This window comes from Chryseobacterium piperi (assembly GCF_002285635.2).
Taxonomy (GTDB): Bacteria; Bacteroidota; Bacteroidia; order Flavobacteriales; family Weeksellaceae; genus Chryseobacterium; species Chryseobacterium piperi.
This window is the reverse complement of record NZ_CP023049.2, coordinates 3,669,262-3,689,158: the sequence shown is the minus strand read 5'-3', so window position 1 is coordinate 3,689,158 and position 19,897 is coordinate 3,669,262. Positions and strand designations below refer to the sequence as shown.

At 36.4% G+C, this 19,897-nt stretch carries 11 protein-coding genes; 9 read left to right on the top strand and 2 right to left on the bottom strand.

Annotated elements, in window-relative coordinates; translation table 11 throughout:
- Nucleotides 1-66: 66 nt before the first annotated feature.
- On the bottom strand, nucleotides 67-1,575 hold the full coding sequence (locus CJF12_RS16110; protein WP_034682708.1) for a RagB/SusD family nutrient uptake outer membrane protein: 1,509 nt from the start codon (nucleotides 1,573-1,575) through the stop codon (nucleotides 67-69).
- 26 nt (nucleotides 1,576-1,601) lie between these two features.
- The gene (locus tag CJF12_RS16105; protein ID WP_034682710.1) at nucleotides 1,602-4,490 is read right to left on the bottom strand and encodes a SusC/RagA family TonB-linked outer membrane protein; all 2,889 of its coding nucleotides are present in this window, start codon (nucleotides 4,488-4,490) and stop codon (nucleotides 1,602-1,604) included.
- A gap of 441 nt (nucleotides 4,491-4,931) precedes the next feature.
- Here CJF12_RS16105 and CJF12_RS16100 point away from each other — a divergent pair, with 441 nt between their 5' ends.
- From CJF12_RS16100 to CJF12_RS16060, 9 genes are all read left to right on the top strand, one after another.
- Nucleotides 4,932-5,720, top strand: a complete 789-nt coding sequence (locus tag CJF12_RS16100; protein WP_034682713.1) for an SDR family oxidoreductase — start codon at nucleotides 4,932-4,934, stop codon at nucleotides 5,718-5,720.
- A gap of 259 nt (nucleotides 5,721-5,979) precedes the next feature.
- On the top strand, nucleotides 5,980-7,521 hold the full coding sequence (locus CJF12_RS16095) for a BamA/TamA family outer membrane protein (protein ID WP_228379073.1): 1,542 nt from the start codon (nucleotides 5,980-5,982) through the stop codon (nucleotides 7,519-7,521).
- Nucleotides 7,522-7,705: 184 nt separating this feature from the next.
- Entirely contained in the window at nucleotides 7,706-10,882 is a 3,177-nt protein-coding gene (locus tag CJF12_RS16090) for a SusC/RagA family TonB-linked outer membrane protein (protein ID WP_034682716.1), read from the top strand.
- Nucleotides 10,883-10,903: 21 nt separating this feature from the next.
- Nucleotides 10,904-12,379 carry a SusD/RagB family nutrient-binding outer membrane lipoprotein gene (locus CJF12_RS16085; RefSeq protein WP_034682718.1) on the top strand — a complete coding sequence of 492 codons (1,476 nt, stop codon included), beginning with the start codon at nucleotides 10,904-10,906 and terminating at the stop codon, nucleotides 12,377-12,379.
- A gap of 83 nt (nucleotides 12,380-12,462) precedes the next feature.
- On the top strand, nucleotides 12,463-14,814 hold the full coding sequence (locus CJF12_RS16080; protein ID WP_034682720.1) for a phosphocholine-specific phospholipase C: 2,352 nt from the start codon (nucleotides 12,463-12,465) through the stop codon (nucleotides 14,812-14,814).
- A gap of 276 nt (nucleotides 14,815-15,090) precedes the next feature.
- Nucleotides 15,091-15,669, top strand: coding sequence for a hypothetical protein (locus CJF12_RS16075; protein ID WP_034682722.1), 579 nt, complete (start codon nucleotides 15,091-15,093; stop codon nucleotides 15,667-15,669).
- Between the two features lie 96 nt (nucleotides 15,670-15,765).
- On the top strand, nucleotides 15,766-16,566 hold the full coding sequence (locus CJF12_RS16070) for a WxL protein host-binding domain-containing protein (protein ID WP_034682724.1): 801 nt from the start codon (nucleotides 15,766-15,768) through the stop codon (nucleotides 16,564-16,566).
- On the top strand, nucleotides 16,559-19,315 hold the full coding sequence (locus CJF12_RS16065) for a COG1470 family protein (protein WP_034682727.1): 2,757 nt from the start codon (nucleotides 16,559-16,561) through the stop codon (nucleotides 19,313-19,315). The genes CJF12_RS16070 and CJF12_RS16065 overlap by 8 nt, the downstream gene beginning before the upstream one ends.
- On the top strand, nucleotides 19,312-19,833 hold the full coding sequence (locus CJF12_RS16060; protein ID WP_034682729.1) for a hypothetical protein: 522 nt from the start codon (nucleotides 19,312-19,314) through the stop codon (nucleotides 19,831-19,833). The genes CJF12_RS16065 and CJF12_RS16060 overlap by 4 nt, the downstream gene beginning before the upstream one ends.
- Nucleotides 19,834-19,897 lie beyond the last annotated feature (64 nt).

Here is a 19,897-nt window from a genome sequence, read left to right as displayed (position 1 = left end):
GAAGAAATTCTTAATAACTTCACTTCACCCCGAATCCCGAATCTCGCCCCAATAGTTATAAAAATCTTACCAACCTTGATTTTGTTTAATGACTCCATGGCTGTTGACAATTTCGACCTGCGGAACTGCCCATACATTATGGATTGATGGATTGAAGTTCCTGGCTGCCCAAACTATCTGGCCACTGATACCATGTAAAGGTTGTGCATAGGTACCCTGAGCATCTCCCCAACGTACAAGATCCCGATGCCTGTCTGCCCACTCACCTGCCAGCTCACAACGTCTTTCATGTTTCAGATCGGCTAGCGTACATCCATTTTTTGATGCCAGACCGGCGCGGGTCCTGATCATATTGATTTCCTGGTCAGCATTTTGTCCCATCATTATTTTCGCCTCTGCTTTGATCAGGACTACCTCAGCATAACGCATAATAGGAACAGCAAGATCTGTACACGGATAATCTCCATTGGCACTTACATGCCCACTGTTTAATGCATATTTAAAGGCATCCATATATTTATTAAACTGATATCCCGTAAGAGAATTGGAAGAAGCATAAGTCCTTTCCGAACCATTAAAAGTAAATTTATCTCCCAATTTCAGGATCGTTGCACTTCTTCTAAGATCTCCTGCTTCATATTCGTCATACAATTCTTTAGTGGGTTGGAAATACCCCCAGCCATTATATAATCCCCAGCCTTTATTTTCAAGCATTACTCCGGGAAGGATACTTCCCCAAGCGGTAAATTTAGGAGTTCCGGGAAGAGACCAGATGTACTCTGTACTATAATTATTTTCGGCCTTGAAAACATCTGCATAATTAGCCAGCAAAGTTCTGTTTCCTTTGGTCATTACTTCATTAGCCCAATAGGCTGCATTTTGCCAGTCTTTCATAAAAAGGTAAACTTTTGCAAGAAGTGCCCATGCAGCTGCTTTATGAGGTCGTCCATAATCTTTTGCAAGAAGCTGTTCCTGTGCAGGCAATAATTCAGCTGCTCTCTTCAAATCTGCTACAATATAATTGTAGTTATCCATCACGTTGGCCGCTCTTGGTATAGGATTGGTATCGGGTTCTTTCGTACGGTCGATGATTGGTATACCCGCTTTCTCGTTCCCATAAGTATAAGCCAGTTCAAAATACATCCGGCTGCTCATGAATAAGGCTTCTCCCAGATATTTATTTTTTACGGCAGCTGAGGTCTGAATATTATCTATATTCCGGATCACACGGTTGGCTACTCCTATAACATTATATCGTTTATTCCATTGGGTTTCCAGATCACCTGCAGCAATATAATTACTGCTGAAATTCTTTGCATTATCCGCTTCACTTTTTGCCCTTCCTGTGACCATATCATCACTGGCATTGATGAACCAAAACAATCCCCGCCCGTAAAACTCTCCGTCAAAAAGAGGCTTATACATGGCATTAGCTCCTGTTATCAGGTCATTTTCTGTCTTCCAGAAGCTTGCTTCTGTAGGAGTTCCTTCCGGCTGAACATCCAGTTCATTTGTACAGGACGACAGCATTATTGCTATTCCTGACACTAAAAATATTTTGTTGAAAAATTTCATATTTTTTACTTTTTAACTATTAAAAATTATAATCCTATTTCTACCCCGAAAATAAATGAACGTGCCTGAGGATATCTTCCGGTATCCACACCATACGTATCCATTCCGACTTCAGGATCAAAACCAGTGTATTTGGTAATCGTAAACAAATTGTTTGTCGTGACATAAATTCTCAGCCTGGTTACGTCAAGTTTTCCGTAAAGCTCTTTGGGTAAAGAATAACCGATGGTAAGGTTTTTCAGTCTTAGGTAAGAGCCATCTTCAACATAGAAATCCGATACTTTTGAATAATTACCACTTGGGTCTCCGTGAACCAGCCTTGGAATATCTGTATTCGTATTTTGTGGTGTCCATGCATTAAGGATTTCCCTGTCCATATTATAGTTTTGCCCTGTTCCTCCCGGGTTTAATGAAATAAACTTCAGCCCATTAAATATTTTATTTCCATACACTCCTTGAAAGAATACATTGAGATCAAAATTTTTCCAGGTCATATTGTAGGATAATCCATATGAAAATTTAGGATAAGGATTTCCGAGATTGACAAAATCATCGTTATTCAACGTTCCGGTATTCCCGTCTTTCTTCAGGAATTTAATATCCCCAGGCTTGGCATTGGGCTGTATAAGATTTCCGTTCGCATCCTTGTAATTATTGATTTCGTCCTGGGTCTGGAAAATACCTCCGGTCTTGTATCCATAGTAAGAATATAATGACTCGCCCACTTTTATGCGGGTAGGTTTCAACACTCCTCTCACTCCATTGCTGTTAATAAAGATCTCATTTACATCAGCTAATTGCTTCACCGTGTTTTTTAGTTGATTAAATGTAGCCCCAATGGAATAAGAAAAGTCTCCTGTACTTTTGCTGTTATAATTAACTCCTACTTCATATCCTTTATCCTGAAATAATCCTGCATTTACATATTGATTATTATAGGTAGCCGTACTCGGTAAGCTTACATTAAATATCTGATCTTTGGAATTCTTTATGAAGTAATCCAACTGTAAAGAAAGGTGGTTGTTCAGAAAAGAAGCGTCTAATCCAAAATTGGTCTGTTCAGATTTTCCCCATTTTAAATTCGGATTAGGTCTCGTAGTAGCATAATAAGCAATGTTTTGGGACGGGTCCTGCCCAAAAATAATATTATTATCCCTGATCATTAAAGGGTTTACTGCCTGAGGAGAAATCCCACCCAGGTTTCCTAAGATCCCGTAACTTCCTCTCAGTTTTAAATTTGAGAGCCAGGAAGCATCCTGTAGAAAGGTTTCTCTGGATATTACCCATGCCCCGGAAACAGCATAATAATTAGCAAAACGATTTTGCTTCGCCACTAAAGAAGAGCCATCTCTTCTCCCTAATAAGCTGATTACATATTTACCGGAATAATCATAGTTAACTCTTGCCAGATAGGAGACCAATGATTGCTGATATCTGTAGCTCGAAACATCTTTATTGGTATCCGCCGCATTTTGAAGATGCTGAAAAACTTCTACCTCACTTCTGAAATCATAAGCCTTGGCTAAAAAACCCTCATCTATTGTTTTCTGAAAAGTAAAACCACCGAGAAAGTCAAAATTATGCTTGTTTAAAGCTATTTTATAGGTAAGAAGCTGTTCTGCAAGCGCTGTCGATGAGTTGTTTGACTGATACTCAAGGTTATTCGTGTCAAAAATCTTTCCTACTTCCAGAACTCTGTATGTAAAGTTTTTAACCGTTCCGATTTTAAAGGTCTGAGAAAAGTTTGATCGAAATTTGAGGTCTTTAGCTAAGGTAATCTCTGCATAAGGGTTGATGAGAATTTCATGAGTAGGGTTTCTGATATTGATCCGCTGAAGATAAGCTACGGGGTTGATCATATCTCCATAGCCTCCTGCTACATCAATAGGTAGTCCTGAAAATGCTCCGGTCGAAGTATACACAGGAACGTTTGGCGGATAATACATCGCTGCGACTAATGCTCCGGTATACCCACTTTTCGTATCAGCCGTATTTCCGTCTGAGTAATTATAATACATATTCTCCCCGATCGTTAACCAATCCTTGATCTTATGTTCCGAATTAACTCTGAAGTTATATCGCTTTGCCTGTGTATTTAGTAGAATACCTTCCAGATTCCTATGGTTCATTCCAACAAAAAATCTGGATTTCTCACTTCCTCCACTCAAATTAATATTATATTCCTGAATGGTTCCTGTACGGAAAATCTCTTTCATCCAGTCGGTTCTGGTAATTCTTCCGTCAGCATATTTCTCTGCATTAAAAGCCAAAGGCAGACTGTTTAGTTTACCTGCATTTTCAAAAGCCTGATACATCACATCCTGGAATTCTGCCGCATTTAAAGATTCTTTCAGCTTCCATGTCTGGTTGACACCATACTTTACATCAAAATCGACAGTAAGTGCTCCTTTTTTTCCTCTTTTAGTCGTGATGAGAATCACTCCTCCTGAAGATCTTGCTCCATAAATGGCTGCAGAAGCATCTTTAAGTACAGAGATATCCTGAATATCATTAGGATTAATTGCAGGAGTTCCGTTAAAAACGACACCGTCTACTACGTACAGAGGGGTTTCTCCATTAATTCCGCCTAAACCACGGATATTCACTTTTGGGGCACCATTAGGATCTCCCCCTTCGTTGACGACTGTTACTCCGGGTGCTTTTCCCTGAAGTACTTCGCCTATTCCGGATAAAGATCTTGAACTCAGCTTATCTAAGGAAGCTTCAGAAACGGCACCGGATACTTTACTTTTTTTCTGTGTTCCGTATCCTACCACAACAACCTCATCTATAGATTTTTCTTTTAAACTATCTCTTTTCTGAGATAACAGTATTGGCGAGATAAACAAGGCACCAATTAATAGTCCCCGGCCTGTTAGATAAGCCACTGAGACAGAAGATTTAAGTACAGTCATGTATGTTTTGATTTCGCATGCAAAATTAGAACAGCTTTATCCCAGACGTCATTAACCTTTTTTTATATTTCTATTAAAAAATAGTAATCAACTCTAACAAACAGACTCATAAAGCAGCAATATAAAACACTATGAACCAAATACATAAACATAAATTACTGATTATTCTTATATGATTGACTTTATTAAGATTAACTTTCTTTTAAGTTTAAGATCAATAAACAGTTATAAGGCTCATCAACAATACTTTAGGATTTATCTTAAAGAGCTTATTTTCATAGAGAATAAATAATAGAGTTCATTTTTCTTTTTTTACATTTGCTGAAAATTCAATAAACTCCGCTAATTGATCAAGAACTAAAAATAGCAGCTTTAATAAAGCTCTATCGGCGGGCTTAAAGAAAGAATAAAAAGGATAATTCTAAAAAGTAATAAAAATAAATGACCATTATCATTACAGGTACCTCATCGGGAATAGGCTTTGTTTTAGCCGAATATTTTGGAAAGAAAGGACATCAGGTGTATGGACTGAGCAGAAAACATACGGAAAGCCAATTTTTTAAATCTATTCCGACAGATGTTACCGATAACCATGCTGTTCAGAACGCTGTTGCTGAGGTTTTAAAAACAGAATCAAAAATAGATGTTTTAATCAATAATGCAGGAATGGGAATGGTAGGTTCTGTAGAAGACTCTTCAAAGGAAGATATTTTGAGACTCTTCAATTTAAATTTAGTTGGCTCTGTTCAGATGATGAGCGCTGTAATGCCTGTAATGCGTGAGCATCAATTCGGAAAAATCATCAATATTTCCAGTATCGGAAGTGAAATGGGACTACCATTCCGAGGATTTTACTCTGCATCAAAATCAGCTTTGGATAAAGTTACTGAGGCCATGCGTTATGAAGTATATCCATGGAATATCGATGTCTGTTCACTTCATTTGGGGGATATTAAAACCAATATTGCAGAAAACAGAGTGAGAACAAAAGTGTCCGAACCGTATAAAAATGTTTTTGATAAGGTTTATGCTCTTATGAACTCCCATGTAGGTGATGGAACTGAGCCATTAGAAGTTGCCGAATATATCGAACAGCTTGTGAACAAAAATAAATGGAAAGCCCATTATTATTTTGGGAAATTCGGACAGAAAATAGGGGTTCCTTTGAAATGGTTACTTCCTCAGACGACTTATGAAAACTTAATGAAGAAATACAATAAACTGGATTAGTTTCCGGTTAGTATTGGGTGATGAGTTTGTTTGAGGCGGAAAGGCAAAATCGCGGAAGGGATGAAGAGTGAAATTGTAAAATCGTTAAACTGTTAGGTTCTCAATTTATGAATGTTTGTTCATTTTGATGAAGGAGGTCTTCTGAGTATTCTAAAGCATTTAATCACATATCTTAATGGCTTAAATAAATGTAATATTGAAGTTATTTCTGAAAATATTTTTTGTACTGTTTTGCGTTTTTATTCAGGCGCAAAAGAAAATGTATTGGCTTACAGATATACAAACCAAACAAACTAAAAAAGTTAAAGACTCAGCCTCTGCTGTAAAGTTTCTTGATTCCCTGGCTCAAAGCAATTATTTCTTCACCCAATTGAAAGAGGTAAAAATAAAGGGCGACAGTACAGAAATTATTTACGACAAGGGTAAAAATTTTAACGAGACATATGTTAATCTTTCCGACTCTATCGCTGGTAAACTAAAAATAGAAAAAGATTTCTTCACTAAAAACCTGGATTCCACCAAGAAGAATATCAATAAAAAGTACATTGATGACGGATATTCTTTCAGTAGGATCAAGTCTAAATATAAAGGACAGAAAAACGGATACCCTATTGTAGAGTTGGATATTAACAAGAACGATAAAAGAACGATAAATGGGTTTGTGGTAAAAGGATATGAGAATGTTCCGAAACGATTTATCAAAAATCTTGAGAAAGATTTCAAAGGAAAGACCTACGATGACAAAAACCTCATCGCGATCAATAAAAATTTTCAGAGTCACCCTTTTATTACATTAGAACGTCCACCTCAGACCTTATTTACCAAAGATTCGACACAGATTTATCTTTTCATGGAAAAGAAAAAGACCAATACATTTGATGGTGTGATCGGTTTTGGAAATGATAAAACAGAAAAATTCACTCTTAACGGAACCTTGAATGTTAATTTCAGGAATATGTTTAACGGTTTTGAAGCTATTAATTTATACTGGCAGCGAAACCCCGACAAAGGGCAGACATTTGATCTCCAAACTGATATCCCCTATCTTTTTAAATCCAATGTCGGTTTAAATATGAAGGTGAATATCTTCCGGCAGGATTCAACATTTGCCAACGTAAAATTATTACCTGCTTTATACTATCATATGAATAACAGAAACAAAATTGGTCTGAGAGGAACTTTTGAAACATCAAGCATCATTGATACCCTTTACGTACAAGGTAAAGATTATAATAAAAAAGGTATTGGGGTCTGGTTTGAAATGACAGAACCAACGGATATTGATCTTTTTCTTTACAAAACAAAAATAACGGCCGGCTATGACTTCTTATCCACTACCTATACTAAAGATAATATCAAAGCCAATCAGAATCAGTTTTACTTCTTTGGGGAGCACAATTATCACATCTCCGGAAACCACTTTCTCAACATAAAGGGAGAAGGAGCAATGATGGATTCAAAGGTTGATTTTTCTGCCAACGAATTGTATCGTTTTGGGGGTTGGAATTCCATGCGGGGATTCAATGAGAATTCCCTGGCCGCCGATTTCTATTATTACGGAAGTTTAGAATACCGCTATCTTATAGGCAATCAGGCATTTTTTGACCTCTTTGGACAATATGGGCAACTGAATAATAAGTCTTTAAATGTAAAGCCCAAACTCTATAGTGTCGGTCTCGGATTCAACTTTTTTATTCCTATAGGACTCATGAGCTTCCAGCTATCTAACGGGAATGAATTCGGAAATCCATTTAAGTTCAATGACATTAAAATCCATTGGGGAATACTGAGTAGATTTTAAAGAAGATCCTCCATAGCCCTTGCTTATAGTACCCATAATAAAACAAAAACAGCTATATAATTCACCTTTTCCGTTTTACACTTATATTAACTTTTTTAGTTACCAATTCGTTAAATCGTATTTTTATCTTAATATATCATTAAAATACTGGTAACAATACGCAGCTAAATTTGTCCTCAAAAAAATGAAGAAGACTTTAGCTACTTTTGCGATTTTTTTGCTCCCCCTTTATTTAACTGCTCAAGAAATCCACATTTCCGGAAATGTAAAATCCGAAAACGGCACCAGTGTTTCAGGTGTCAACATCACTGACAAAAACACAGGACAATCTGTTACCACTGATGAAAATGGTAATTTTACCATCACTGCAAACCCCAAAGACATTCTAGAGTTCTACTCACCGGATTATTCATCTTACAGCATAGAAGTGTCTTCTAAAAGACAATATTCTATTGTTTTAAAAAAAGTAAATGAAAAACAAATCGAAGGAGTGGTGATTACTGCTTTGGGAATTGCCAAGAAAAAAGAAAAAATTGGTTATGCTACTCAGGAAGTAGGAACTAAACAATTTGAAACTATTACCACTCCAAGTATAGGAAATCTCTTCTCCGGACAAGTTGCCGGATTAAATGTCTCCAATCCCACCGGAATGCAGCAGGCACCGGAATTTACATTAAGAGGAAATTCTAACCTGGTATTTGTAATCGATGGAGTCATCGTTGAAAAAGAAGTTTTTCAAAATTTAGATCCTAATAATATTGATAATATTAATGTTTTAAAAGGAGCAACAGCTTCTGCATTATATGGATCAAGAGGAAGGTTTGGTGCTGTTTTGATCACTACAAAAAATGCGAAGAAGAAAGGTTTTACGGTAGAGTTTTCACAAAATACAATGATCACAGCCGGGTTTACAAATCTTCCTAAAACTCAGACTCAATATGGAAACGGATCTCATGGAAAATACGAATTCTGGGACGGTGCAGATGGTGGAGTAAATGATGGAGATATGATCTGGGGACCGAAGTTTGTTCCAGGATTAAAAATCGCACAATGGAACAGTCCGATCAGAGATAAAGTTACAGGGCAGGTTATTCCATGGTATGGAACTGTTGCCGGAAGTCAGTATAACGATAAGTCAAGATATGAAAGGGTTCCTATTGACTGGGAATATCATGATAATTTAAGTACTTTTTTAAAACCGGCTGTCATCAATAATAACAGTTTTGCGGTAAGCTATAAAAGTAATAAAGATACCTACCGACTTTCGGGTAATTTTATGAATTATGATGACAGAGTTCCGGAAGCATATTTACGACGTTATGGCGTTAATTTTTCTTCAGAAAATCATTTGACTGATCAATTAACTTTTAACACCAAGTTCAACTTCACCCAAACTTTTACCCCAAACGTTCCCAATTACGATTATAATCCCAGCGGGCACATGTATACTATTCTCATCTGGATGGGAGCCGATGTAGATGGAAGAGCCTTAAAAAATAATATGTGGGTACCCGGTAGAGAAGGAACCTTACAAGCGAACTGGAATTACGCCTGGTACAATAACCCTTGGTTTGGAGCCAATTATTACAAAAATCAAAACAGGACTAATATCATCAATGCTCAAACAGGTCTGGAATACAAAGCTACCAAAGACTTCTCAATAAAGGGTAATATATCTATCGTTCAAAATCATAACAAACAGGAAATCTTAAGTCCTTATTCTTATTTCAATTATAGCGCGCCAAGAACCGGCGGGTATATTCTGAATGATGAAAAAACCTGGAATCTCAATTCTGATGTTTTAGCTACCTATAAGAAAAAGTTTTCTGATAATTTTGATATTGCCATCAACGCCGGAGCTTCTACATTTTATTATAAAAACAATGTTGATAAAGCTTCAACAGATGGTTTGAAAGTTCCTGAGCAGTATTCATTAGACAATTCTATTGGAGCCATAAAATATTATGACTATCTCAAAGAAAAAATCATCTATAGTGCCTACAGCACCATGGATATTGGTTTATACAATGCTTTCTTCATCAACGTTTCGGGACGTAACGACTGGTCTTCTACCCTACCAAAAGCTAACAGATCTTACTTCTACCCTTCTGCTTCATTAAGTGCCGTCGTATCAAATCTTGTTAAGATGCCGGAGGCTGTTAATATGTTAAAGCTTTCTGCTTCGTGGGCAAAAGTTGCGTATGACTTCCAACCCTATTCGATTAGAAATTATTATTTAAATAATAATGGAATTGCATTTAACGGAAATCCCACTAACTATTATCCAACAGCCTTAAATTATGAAAACTCTCTTAAACCTGAACAAACGAAATCATACGAATTAGGTTTAAGCGCGGGGCTATTCAAAAACAGAATTACATTAGATGCTACCTATTTCAGAACGTTGGACTATAACAACATCCTTCAGTTTCCAAGTGCTGAATCATCAGGTTTCAAAACTCAATATGTAAACGGAAACGAATATACTACCCAAGGTGTTGAAATTTCCTTAGGACTGGTTCCGATAAAAACAAAAGATTTTACCTGGAAATCATTGATTAACTGGAGTACGTACGAACAAAAGCTAACTTCTATCTATGATAACATGCCTAATTACAAAAATATCCAATTAGGAGAAAGAATGGATAGTTATTATGATTATACATGGCAGAAATCCCCAGATGGAAAAGTCATCCTGAGTGCTGAAACCGGAATGCCTACAAGAGCTAACAATCCAACGAACTTAGGCCATTTCAATCCTGATTGGATATTTGGATTCACCAATACATTCAAGTACAAAAAATTCACTTTAAATATTGGTATCGACGGAAGTATTGGTGGGGTCATGAGGTCTCAGGTTGTAGAAAAAATGTGGTGGGGCGGAAAACATCCTAATTCTGTAGAGTACAGAGATCGGGAGTATGCTAATCCGGGAACCTATTATTTTGTTCCTGATGGGGTAAATTACAATGCTGCTACTGGCACTTATACACCCCATACAAAAGCAATAAGCTTCCAGGACTGGGCACAAAACTATCCTTACCGTGCAAGGGTAACTGAGGATGAAAGTGATGTATTTGCTAATGTTTTCAACAGAACCTTTGTAAAACTGAGATCTGTAATCCTTGAATATGACTTCTCCTATTTACTTAATCCCAAGGGATTTGTGAAAAATTTCACAGTAAACGTATCCGGCTATAATTTGGCCATGTGGAAAAAAGCAAAAAATCTTTATTCAGATCCCGATTTCAAAATAGGAACCGGAAATGACAGTAAAGATCCATCGAAAATTGGGTCGGGAAATGATATTCAAGATCCTTCAAGTAGATGGTTCGGAGTCGGATTTAATCTTAAATTTTAATTAAATAATCTTTCAGTCAAAATGAAAAATATTATAAAATCATTAATCATTACAGGAGCTTTTGCCCTTACTTCATGTGAAACAAGTCTTGATAAAATCAATGAAAACCCTAATGACCAGGCAAGCATTGATCCCAAATCTCTTTTAACATTCGTTTCACAAGATGCTTTTCAGGTAAATGGTGAGAATATGTATGCCTCAAGAATGATGATCGGAATCGATGGGGAGAATGTTTACCAGTATATGAAATGGAATGATGCTTCTTTCGAGGTTTATACAAAAGGACTTTTGAATACTGTAAAAATGATGCAGGAAGCGGAAAGGATCAATAATAAAAACTATACTGCTATCGGTAAATTTTTCAGAGCTTATTATTTCTTCAATTTGAGCTTAAAGTTTGGTGGTATTCCTTATTCACAGGCAATAAAAGGAGAGTCTGGAATTACTCAGCCTCAATATGACAGCCAGGAAGCAGTGATGTCCGGAATATTAACGGAATTGAAAGAGGCCAATGACCTCATCAATTCTAATGATAAAATTGAAGGTGACATTGTATATAAGGGTGATGCAACCAAATGGAAAAAGCTCATCAACTCTTTCCGTTTAAAAATATTAATCTCTCTGTCTAAGAAAACCACTGTTGGAAACTATAATATCGCCACTGAATTTGCTTCAATCGTAGGAAGTCAGCCTTTAATGACTTCTATTACAGATAACGGAGAGCTTAAGTTTGCAGATGCAGCTGACAGCAGGTATAGTATGTTTAACAATAGTAGCTATGGTTCGAGTCTGTATATGGCAGATTATTTCATTAATTTCTTTAAAAACAGACAGGATCCACGTTTATTTACTTTTGCAGCTCAAACCACTTCTGCAAAAGAAGCCGGAAAGCCTATAACAGATTTTACCGGATATAACGGAGGAAATCCGGTTTCTTCTTATTCTGATAATGCTGCATTAGTCGCTGCTAAGAATATTTCAAAAGTCAATGACCGTTTCTATAAAGATCCTACCAATGAACCTTCTTCTGTTTTAAGTTATTCCGAATTAGAGTTTATTCTGGCGGAAGCAGCTGCAAGAGGATGGATCTCAGGATCTGCAAAAACACATTATGACAATGCTGTTAAAGCCAGCTTCACTTTCTACCAGACTTATGTTAAAAATCCAAATCTTTATTTTTCAGGATTTGATGTGAATCAATATTTAACAACACCATTAGTTGTTTATAATAATTCAGCCCCTTTAGCGGACCAGCTGGAAAGAATTATGACTCAGAAATATATGACCATGTTCCACCAGGCACAATGGACTTCTTATTACGATTACTTAAGAACAGGTTATCCGAATTATCCTTTACCGACCGGAACCTCAGCACCATTCAGATTTAGATATCCACAATCTGAATACAATTACAACAGTGCTAATCTTAAAGCTTCATTAGCAACCCAATATGGAGGAAATGATCAAATCAATTCTAAACCATGGTGGCTGCAATAAAATTTTAAATTTTTAATCTTTCAAAAAGAAATCGCAGGAAAATACTATTATCTTGCGGTTTCTTTCTTTTATTATAATTCAGTATGAACAGAAAAGAATTTTTACAGAAATCCAGTTTATTACTGGCAGGCTTAGGAACTTCAAGTGTTTTACATCCTTCCATTTTAAAAGCGCTCACCATAGAACCGGCTGCCTTATCCACATTTTATGATGCCGAACATGTCGTTATTCTGATGCAGGAAAACCGGTCATTTGATCATGCTTTTGGATCTCTTAAAGGAGTAAGGGGCTTTCTTGACAAAAAAGCATTTGTTAAACCTGACGGGCATTCTGTTTTTTTTCAGAAAGGAAATGATGGGAGATATGCTTCTCCTGCCCGTTTAGACTTAAGAAATACCAAATCTACCTGGATGAGCTCATTACCGCACTCCTGGTCTGATCAGCAAAAAGCTTTAAATAAAGGAAAATATGACCGATGGTTACAGTCAAAAGCTTCAGGAAATAAAGATTACAAAAATATTCCGCTTACTTTAGGATATTATAATCGCGAAGATCTTCCATTCTATTATCAGCTAGCCGATGCATTTACCATATTCGATCAATACTTTTGTTCTTCTCTTACAGGTACTACACCCAACAGACTTTTTCATTGGTCAGGAACTCTTAGGGAACAGCAAAATGGCAAAGTAAAAGCCAATGTATATAATGAAAATATTGATTATGATAACAACCGCCAGGCAAGATGGAAAAGTTTTCCTGAAATATTAGAAGAGCAAAATGTTTCATGGAAAATATACCAGAATGAAATCAGCTTACCTAAAGGAATGTCGGGAGAACAGGAAGCCTGGTTAAGTAACTTCACAGACAATCCTATTGAATGGTTCTCCGCATACCATGTAAAATTTTCAAAAGGGTATTATCAAAACATCCCTAATGTCATCAGTTATCTTAAAAAAGAAATTGAAAAAAATCCTAATCAGAAAGAAAGATTGGAATCTGTAATTGCAGAATTGCAGGATGATCTGGTAAAGTATCATCCGGATAACTATTCCAAACTTTCTCAAAAGGAAAAGAATCTCCATGAAAAAGCATTTACCACGAATACCGGAGATCCTGATTTTTGGAATTTAGAGATAGGAACGGATGAGCACGGAGAGCGACTGGTAGTGCCTAAAGGCGATGTTTTATTCCAATTCCGTAAGGATGTGGAAGAGAAAAAGCTTCCTCTCGTTTCCTGGTTAATTGCTCCTGAACATTTTTCCGACCATCCGGGTTCACCATGGTATGGGGCATGGTATATTTCAGAAGTTTTAAATATTCTTACAAACGATCCTGAAACCTGGAAAAAAACCATTTTCATTATTAATTATGACGAAAATGACGGTTATTTTGATCATGTTCTTCCTTTTGCTCCTCCATTGAACCCCAGCCAGCCAGTTGATATAAATGGAAAAGAAGGTGTTGAATATGTCAACAAAAACCAGGAATATATGTCTTCTCCGAAATTAAAGGATTATGAACGCATAGAAGGAGCCGTTGGATTAGGATACCGTGTGCCTATGATTATTGCATCACCATGGACAAAAGGTGGTTTTGTAAACTCTGAAGTTTCAGATCATACTTCCGTTTTGCAATTCCTTGAAAAATTCATCAAGAAAAAGTTTAATAAAGATACCACGATAGATAATATCAGTGATTGGAGAAGGGCAATTTGCGGAGATTTAACTTCTGCATTTAACGCTTCTAATATTAAAGTTCCTCCAATGGATTACATAAATCAGAAAGATTATGCAAAGACCATTAATGCAGCGAAGAACAAACCTGTCCCTAACCTCAAGTGGTATACTGAAAAGGAGCTTAGCAATAATTTATTAGAGATTCAGGAAAAAGGAATTAAACCATCTAATGCTTTACCTTATAATTACCTTGTTAATCTGGAAGATGGGCATATCAAAATGACCAATTTAAGAGAAACCGCAATTCCATTATTAGTTTATGACAGAACTAAGTTGGATCAGAATCAGGATAACTATTACTTTTCTTATGCCTTATATGATAAGCTGGAATTATCACATCCTGTAAATCCGGGCATATATGATTATGAAGTCTTTGGTCCCAATGGCTTTTATAGAAAATTTAAAGGAGCTCAGAAACCGGAATTAGAAATCCGGCTTTTAAATGACACCAAGAATAATGAGGTTCAATTGATTTTCAAAAAACACACAAAAAGTACTATATCTGCTACTTTAGAAGACTTGTATGAAAAAGATCAAAGAAAAATTTCATTAAGCAAAACTGAAGAAAAAATAATCTTTAAATTAAATAAAAATAAAGGATGGTATGATCTGAAAATAGATGTTCAAGGGCATATATGGCACTTTTCAGGACGTATAGAAACTGGAAAAACTTCCATTTCAGACCCGCATTGGGCGTAACCACAAATCTTTATAAAATGAATTAAGGCCTTGCATCATCGTAAGGTCTTTTTTTATTTTAATTAAAAAAATACATTTGTTTGAAGTAAATAATACAAAACACCATTGTTTTAATGCTCGATTAACGAAAATATTATTTCAAACATTGGTGATAAATAAATGACAAATATTCCTTCTAAGCAACTGATAATAAGCAAATAGAATCATAAAAGAAAAAAAACATGAATACTAATTGAAAATTTTATTAACTTCACTTCAAAATTAAATATACCTACCATGAAAAAATTTAAATTTCCATTATCTCTTTCTTTAGTGGCTTTGGCAATCTCTGCCCATGTAAGCGCTCAAGATACCAACACAGATAATCATACCATTGCAATCACTGTTCCTGAAGTTGCTCTTGTGGACATTGAACCTGCTGCTACTAAAAACATTACGTTAGGATTTACTGCTCCTACGGAAGCCGGACAACCTATTATTGCAAGTCCTGCCAACACAACGCTCTGGTTAAATTATTCATCCATCAAATCAGTAGCAGATCCAACCCGTAATGTATCTGTAAAATTAAATGCATTGATTCCGGGAGTAGACATTCATGTTACTGCTGCCGCTGCTACAGGCTCAGGTGGAGGAACATTAGGAACACCAGCTGCCCAGTTAACATTGAGCGCTGCTGATCAAACAATCATCTCAGGGATTGGGAGTGCCTATACAGGAAACGGTGCCAATAATGGTCACAATCTTACCTACGCTTTAGCCGCAGGGAGTGGACCTGGTGGAGTAGCTGCTTATGCAGATTTACAGGCAACAACAACTACTGTTGCTACTGTTACTTACACTATTTCGGACAATTAATTATTAAAAATCCTCACTTTAATTAAGAAGAAATCGCTTGGTCAGTTTCTTCTTAGTTTTCTCGTGCCTGATATCAACCTCAAAATTTCTAAAAGAATGATAAAACGCATTTTCTTTTTTGCTTTCCTTATTATACCCTACTTATTTTTACAGGCAAGTATCGTAGTACTAAATGGTCTTACCCACAATTATAAAGTAGAATCCGGGCAGGTTTATAAAGGAAAAGTAGCGATAGAAAATACGGGCAGCAAGCCACAGAATGTAAAAATATTTCTACAAGACTTTACCTATCAGGCAAACGGCTCTATTAATTACACAGAACCTCATACTAATGAGAAAACCAATAGTGACTGGATTAAGCTTAATACGAATTACATTACTCTGAAAGCCAAGGAAAAGACCGAAGTTTATTATGAAATTACGGTTCCTAATCAGCTTGCGAAGCCAGGAAGTTACTGGAGTGTAATTATTGTCGAACCTGTAGAAGATGTAAAACCAAGTGACAGCAAGGCAGGGGTTAATATAACTTCTATTGTCCGATATGCCATTCAGGTGATTACTGATTATAATGCCGAGAATATAAAACCTGACCTGAAGTTTGAAAGTGTAAAGGTCGAGAAAGAAGAAGGCAGACAGGTTTTAAAAATTGCGATCTCCAATAAGGGCGATATTTACTGTAAACCTACAGCAACTATTGAGATGTATAACCGCAAGAGCGGACAGAAAATAGGAACATTTTCAAGCCTGGCCATGGGACTATTACCTCAAACATCCAAATCTTTCCCTATTGACATCAGTAAAATCCCACCTGACAAATACAATGCAGTCATCATCGCAACAGATGAAGATGAAAATGCTTTTGCTCTCAATGTGGAACTAGAAGTAAAAAATGATTAAAAATTGGGCTTTATACCTTATCATACTATTCCCAGTACTTATTTTTTCTCAAAAACAATCTAACCAATTTGTCAACAAAAAAGATAGTCTACTGCCGGGAACAGCTACGTCTATTTCTTTTACTCTGGAAAACACTACATCAAAAAATAAAACCTATGATATCAGGGTTGAAACGTCAAGTCCTTATATCACTCCCATTTTAACCAAGAATGATTGTTCTATCGAACCATCTGAACACACAGTATACATTGTTCCCCTTCGCATTGCTACTGAAACTCCCCAAGGAAAATATAAAGTAATCTTATATGGAACAGAAAAAAATGATGGTGAGCAGCTTATTAAAAATTTAGAAATAGAAATTTCCGGAAGCAGAAAGCTATCCCTAACCGCAATCAATTCTCCTGAATTCGTAAGAGCAGGGGATATTATCACATCTTCATTTTTATTAAAAAACAGCGGAAACATCACTGAAAAACTGATACTTGAAAGCAAGAATGCCGTTGTAGATCACGATGCCTCACTTCTCTTGCCTCCCGGGGAAGCAAAAATAATAACCATCAGCAAAAAAACAGATCCCGGTTTAGGAAAAAATGAATACCAAAACCTTAATCTCTCTGTTTATTCTCCAGACTATCCCCAGGAAAACCAAACCGCCTACAGCAGCACCAAAATTATTTCTGTAAAACCAACAGAAGACGATATTTATCACCGGTTACCCATATCAGCATCTTTATCATTTATCGGAATGAAAAATCGTGGAATCTATCACGACGGATTTCAAGGAGAACTCTATGGTAAAGGTAGTTTGGATAAAGATAACAAAGGAATTCTTGAATTTCATGCAGCAAGTTCCAACCCTGTTGAATTCAACTCCTTTACCCAATATGAGGAATATTTTATTAACTACAGACGGGAAAACTATTTTGTTCACTTGGGAGATAAAACATATTCTTCGTCCTTTCTTACAGAATATGCCAGATACGGCCGAGGTGGGGAGCTGCGTTACAACTTTAAAAAATTTAGTGTCGGCGGGTTTTATAATCACCCGAGATTTTTCCGGGATATTAAAGATGAATTTAATGCATACTCGACTTATAAGCTTAATAAAGAATCCGAAATTACTGCGGGTTATTTATATAAAATCCCGAGAACCGGAGAAAATATTTTAGGATTTAATGGGTTGAAATTAGATTCCAATGCCCACTTACCCTACGCTATAGGAAAGTTTAAGCTCAATAAAAATCTGGATGTTTCCGGTGAACTGGCTTACAGTAAAACCGACCGGACAGAAGGAAATGCTTATATGGTCCAGCTTTTGGGAAGCTATGATAAAATCAATGGAAATGTTATGTATATGAGAGCCAGTCCGCAATTTGCCGGATACTTTACCAATACCAGTACGTTCAACGGAAACCTACAATACAAAATCACCAAACGCCTGGATATGTTTGTTAATTATGTTCAGGATGCCAGGAATTTTCAAAGGGATACGTTATTTTTAGCAGCACCATATAGAAATTATCTTCAATATGGAATCAGCTATAAATACCTTAGAACCGGTACTGTCATGCTATTCAATGGATTTCAGAAATATCGGGATAGGCTAGAGCCTAGACAGTTTGATTATTACGAAAAGTTCATCAGACTGAGTATTGATCAACAGATCGGTATTTTTCAAGTGAATCTGCAAGGGCAATTAGGAAAAACAGATAATTACCTTATTGGGTTTACAGGAAATTCCAGTTTTTATACCGTTAACTTAGCTTTTGAAAAGTTTAAAACTTCTTTTAATGTCTTTGGAAGTTATGCGATAACCTCTCGTTATCAGATGCAAAATCAAAAACAGGTATATTATGGAGCCCGTATTATAAGCAGGTTTACTCCGCAGTCCGATCTCAGTATCTTTTATCAGAACAATTATATACCTGAAGAATATTTTAACGACCGTAATCTTTTTGAAGTCCTGTTTCATCAACGCCTTTTCCCTGGCCATGAATTTGATATATCCGGACGCTATGCACTACAAAGGGGGCAGCTGGGAAATAAAGATTTTATATTTTCATTACGCTACACATGGCGTGTCAATATGCCGGTACAGAAAATTGCAGAATACACCACTCTATCCGGAAATATTGGAAATCAAGGGGTAAAGAAAATCGATGGTGTAAGACTGACGTTGGGAAACCATCTTTCAGTAACTGATAAAGACGGGAATTTTATATTTAAAAATATCAGCCCCGGAGACTATTTACTGGAAATAGACCGGTCAACAACCGGAATTAATGATATATCCGACATTAGTATGCCTGCTTCCGTCATACTGAACAATAAAGAAAATATATTTAATTTTAATTTAACTACGGCTTCTAACATTCAAGGGTTTATTACTTTCAATGAAAAGGCTGATGAAAACCAGATAAGTTTTGCCCAATTTCAATTAAAAAGAGAAAGAAAGAAAAAAGAAAGTATCATTATCGAAGCGACTAACGGAGAGCAAACCTATCGAAAAGTGGCTTTTGTAAATGAAAACTTTGACTTTACTTATTTACGTCCGGGAGAATGGGACGTAAAAGTTTATAGAAACGGACTGGATAAGCGTTACAAGATTTCCATGGACACTTTCCATTTTACATTACACCCTTCCGAAACCAAGATGCTTGCTATTGATGTTGTAAAACAGCAAACAGGGGTTAAATATCAACAGGAAAGTATAAAAGTAGGATATAATACCATAAAAAAACAAAAATGAAACTACTCCCATCTACATTCTGTATAATCTTTCTGGTTTTGTCTGGTAAAATATATTCACAGATTACAGCTGCTGTAACACTACCTATTGTCACTTTATTAGATATAGAGCCTACCGGCAATATCACATTAAGTTTTGTGGCACCTACTGAGGCGGGATTACCTATTACAAACCCAGCGGTAAATACTACAAAATGGATTAATTACACTTCTGCTATTGCGGCTGGAGGACTTACCCGAAGAGTTACCGCATCGGTCAATCAGACTATTACCGGAGTGGATATAAAATTACAGGCCGCTGCTGCTTCAGGTGCAGGAGGGGGGACATTAGGAATACCTACCGCACAAGTGACTCTTACTACCACTCCAATCAATATTATTACCGGAATAGGAGGAGCGTTCACAGGAAATGGGGCCAATAATGGACATAGACTTACGATCAGCCTGGTTCCTAACACCTATGCTAACTTAGCTCGAACCAATACCCCGGTTGTTATTACCTATACGATCACTGAATAAAATGAATGAGATGAGATACCCTATTGATTTTTTAAAAAAAAGAAACCTTACTCTAAATAGTATA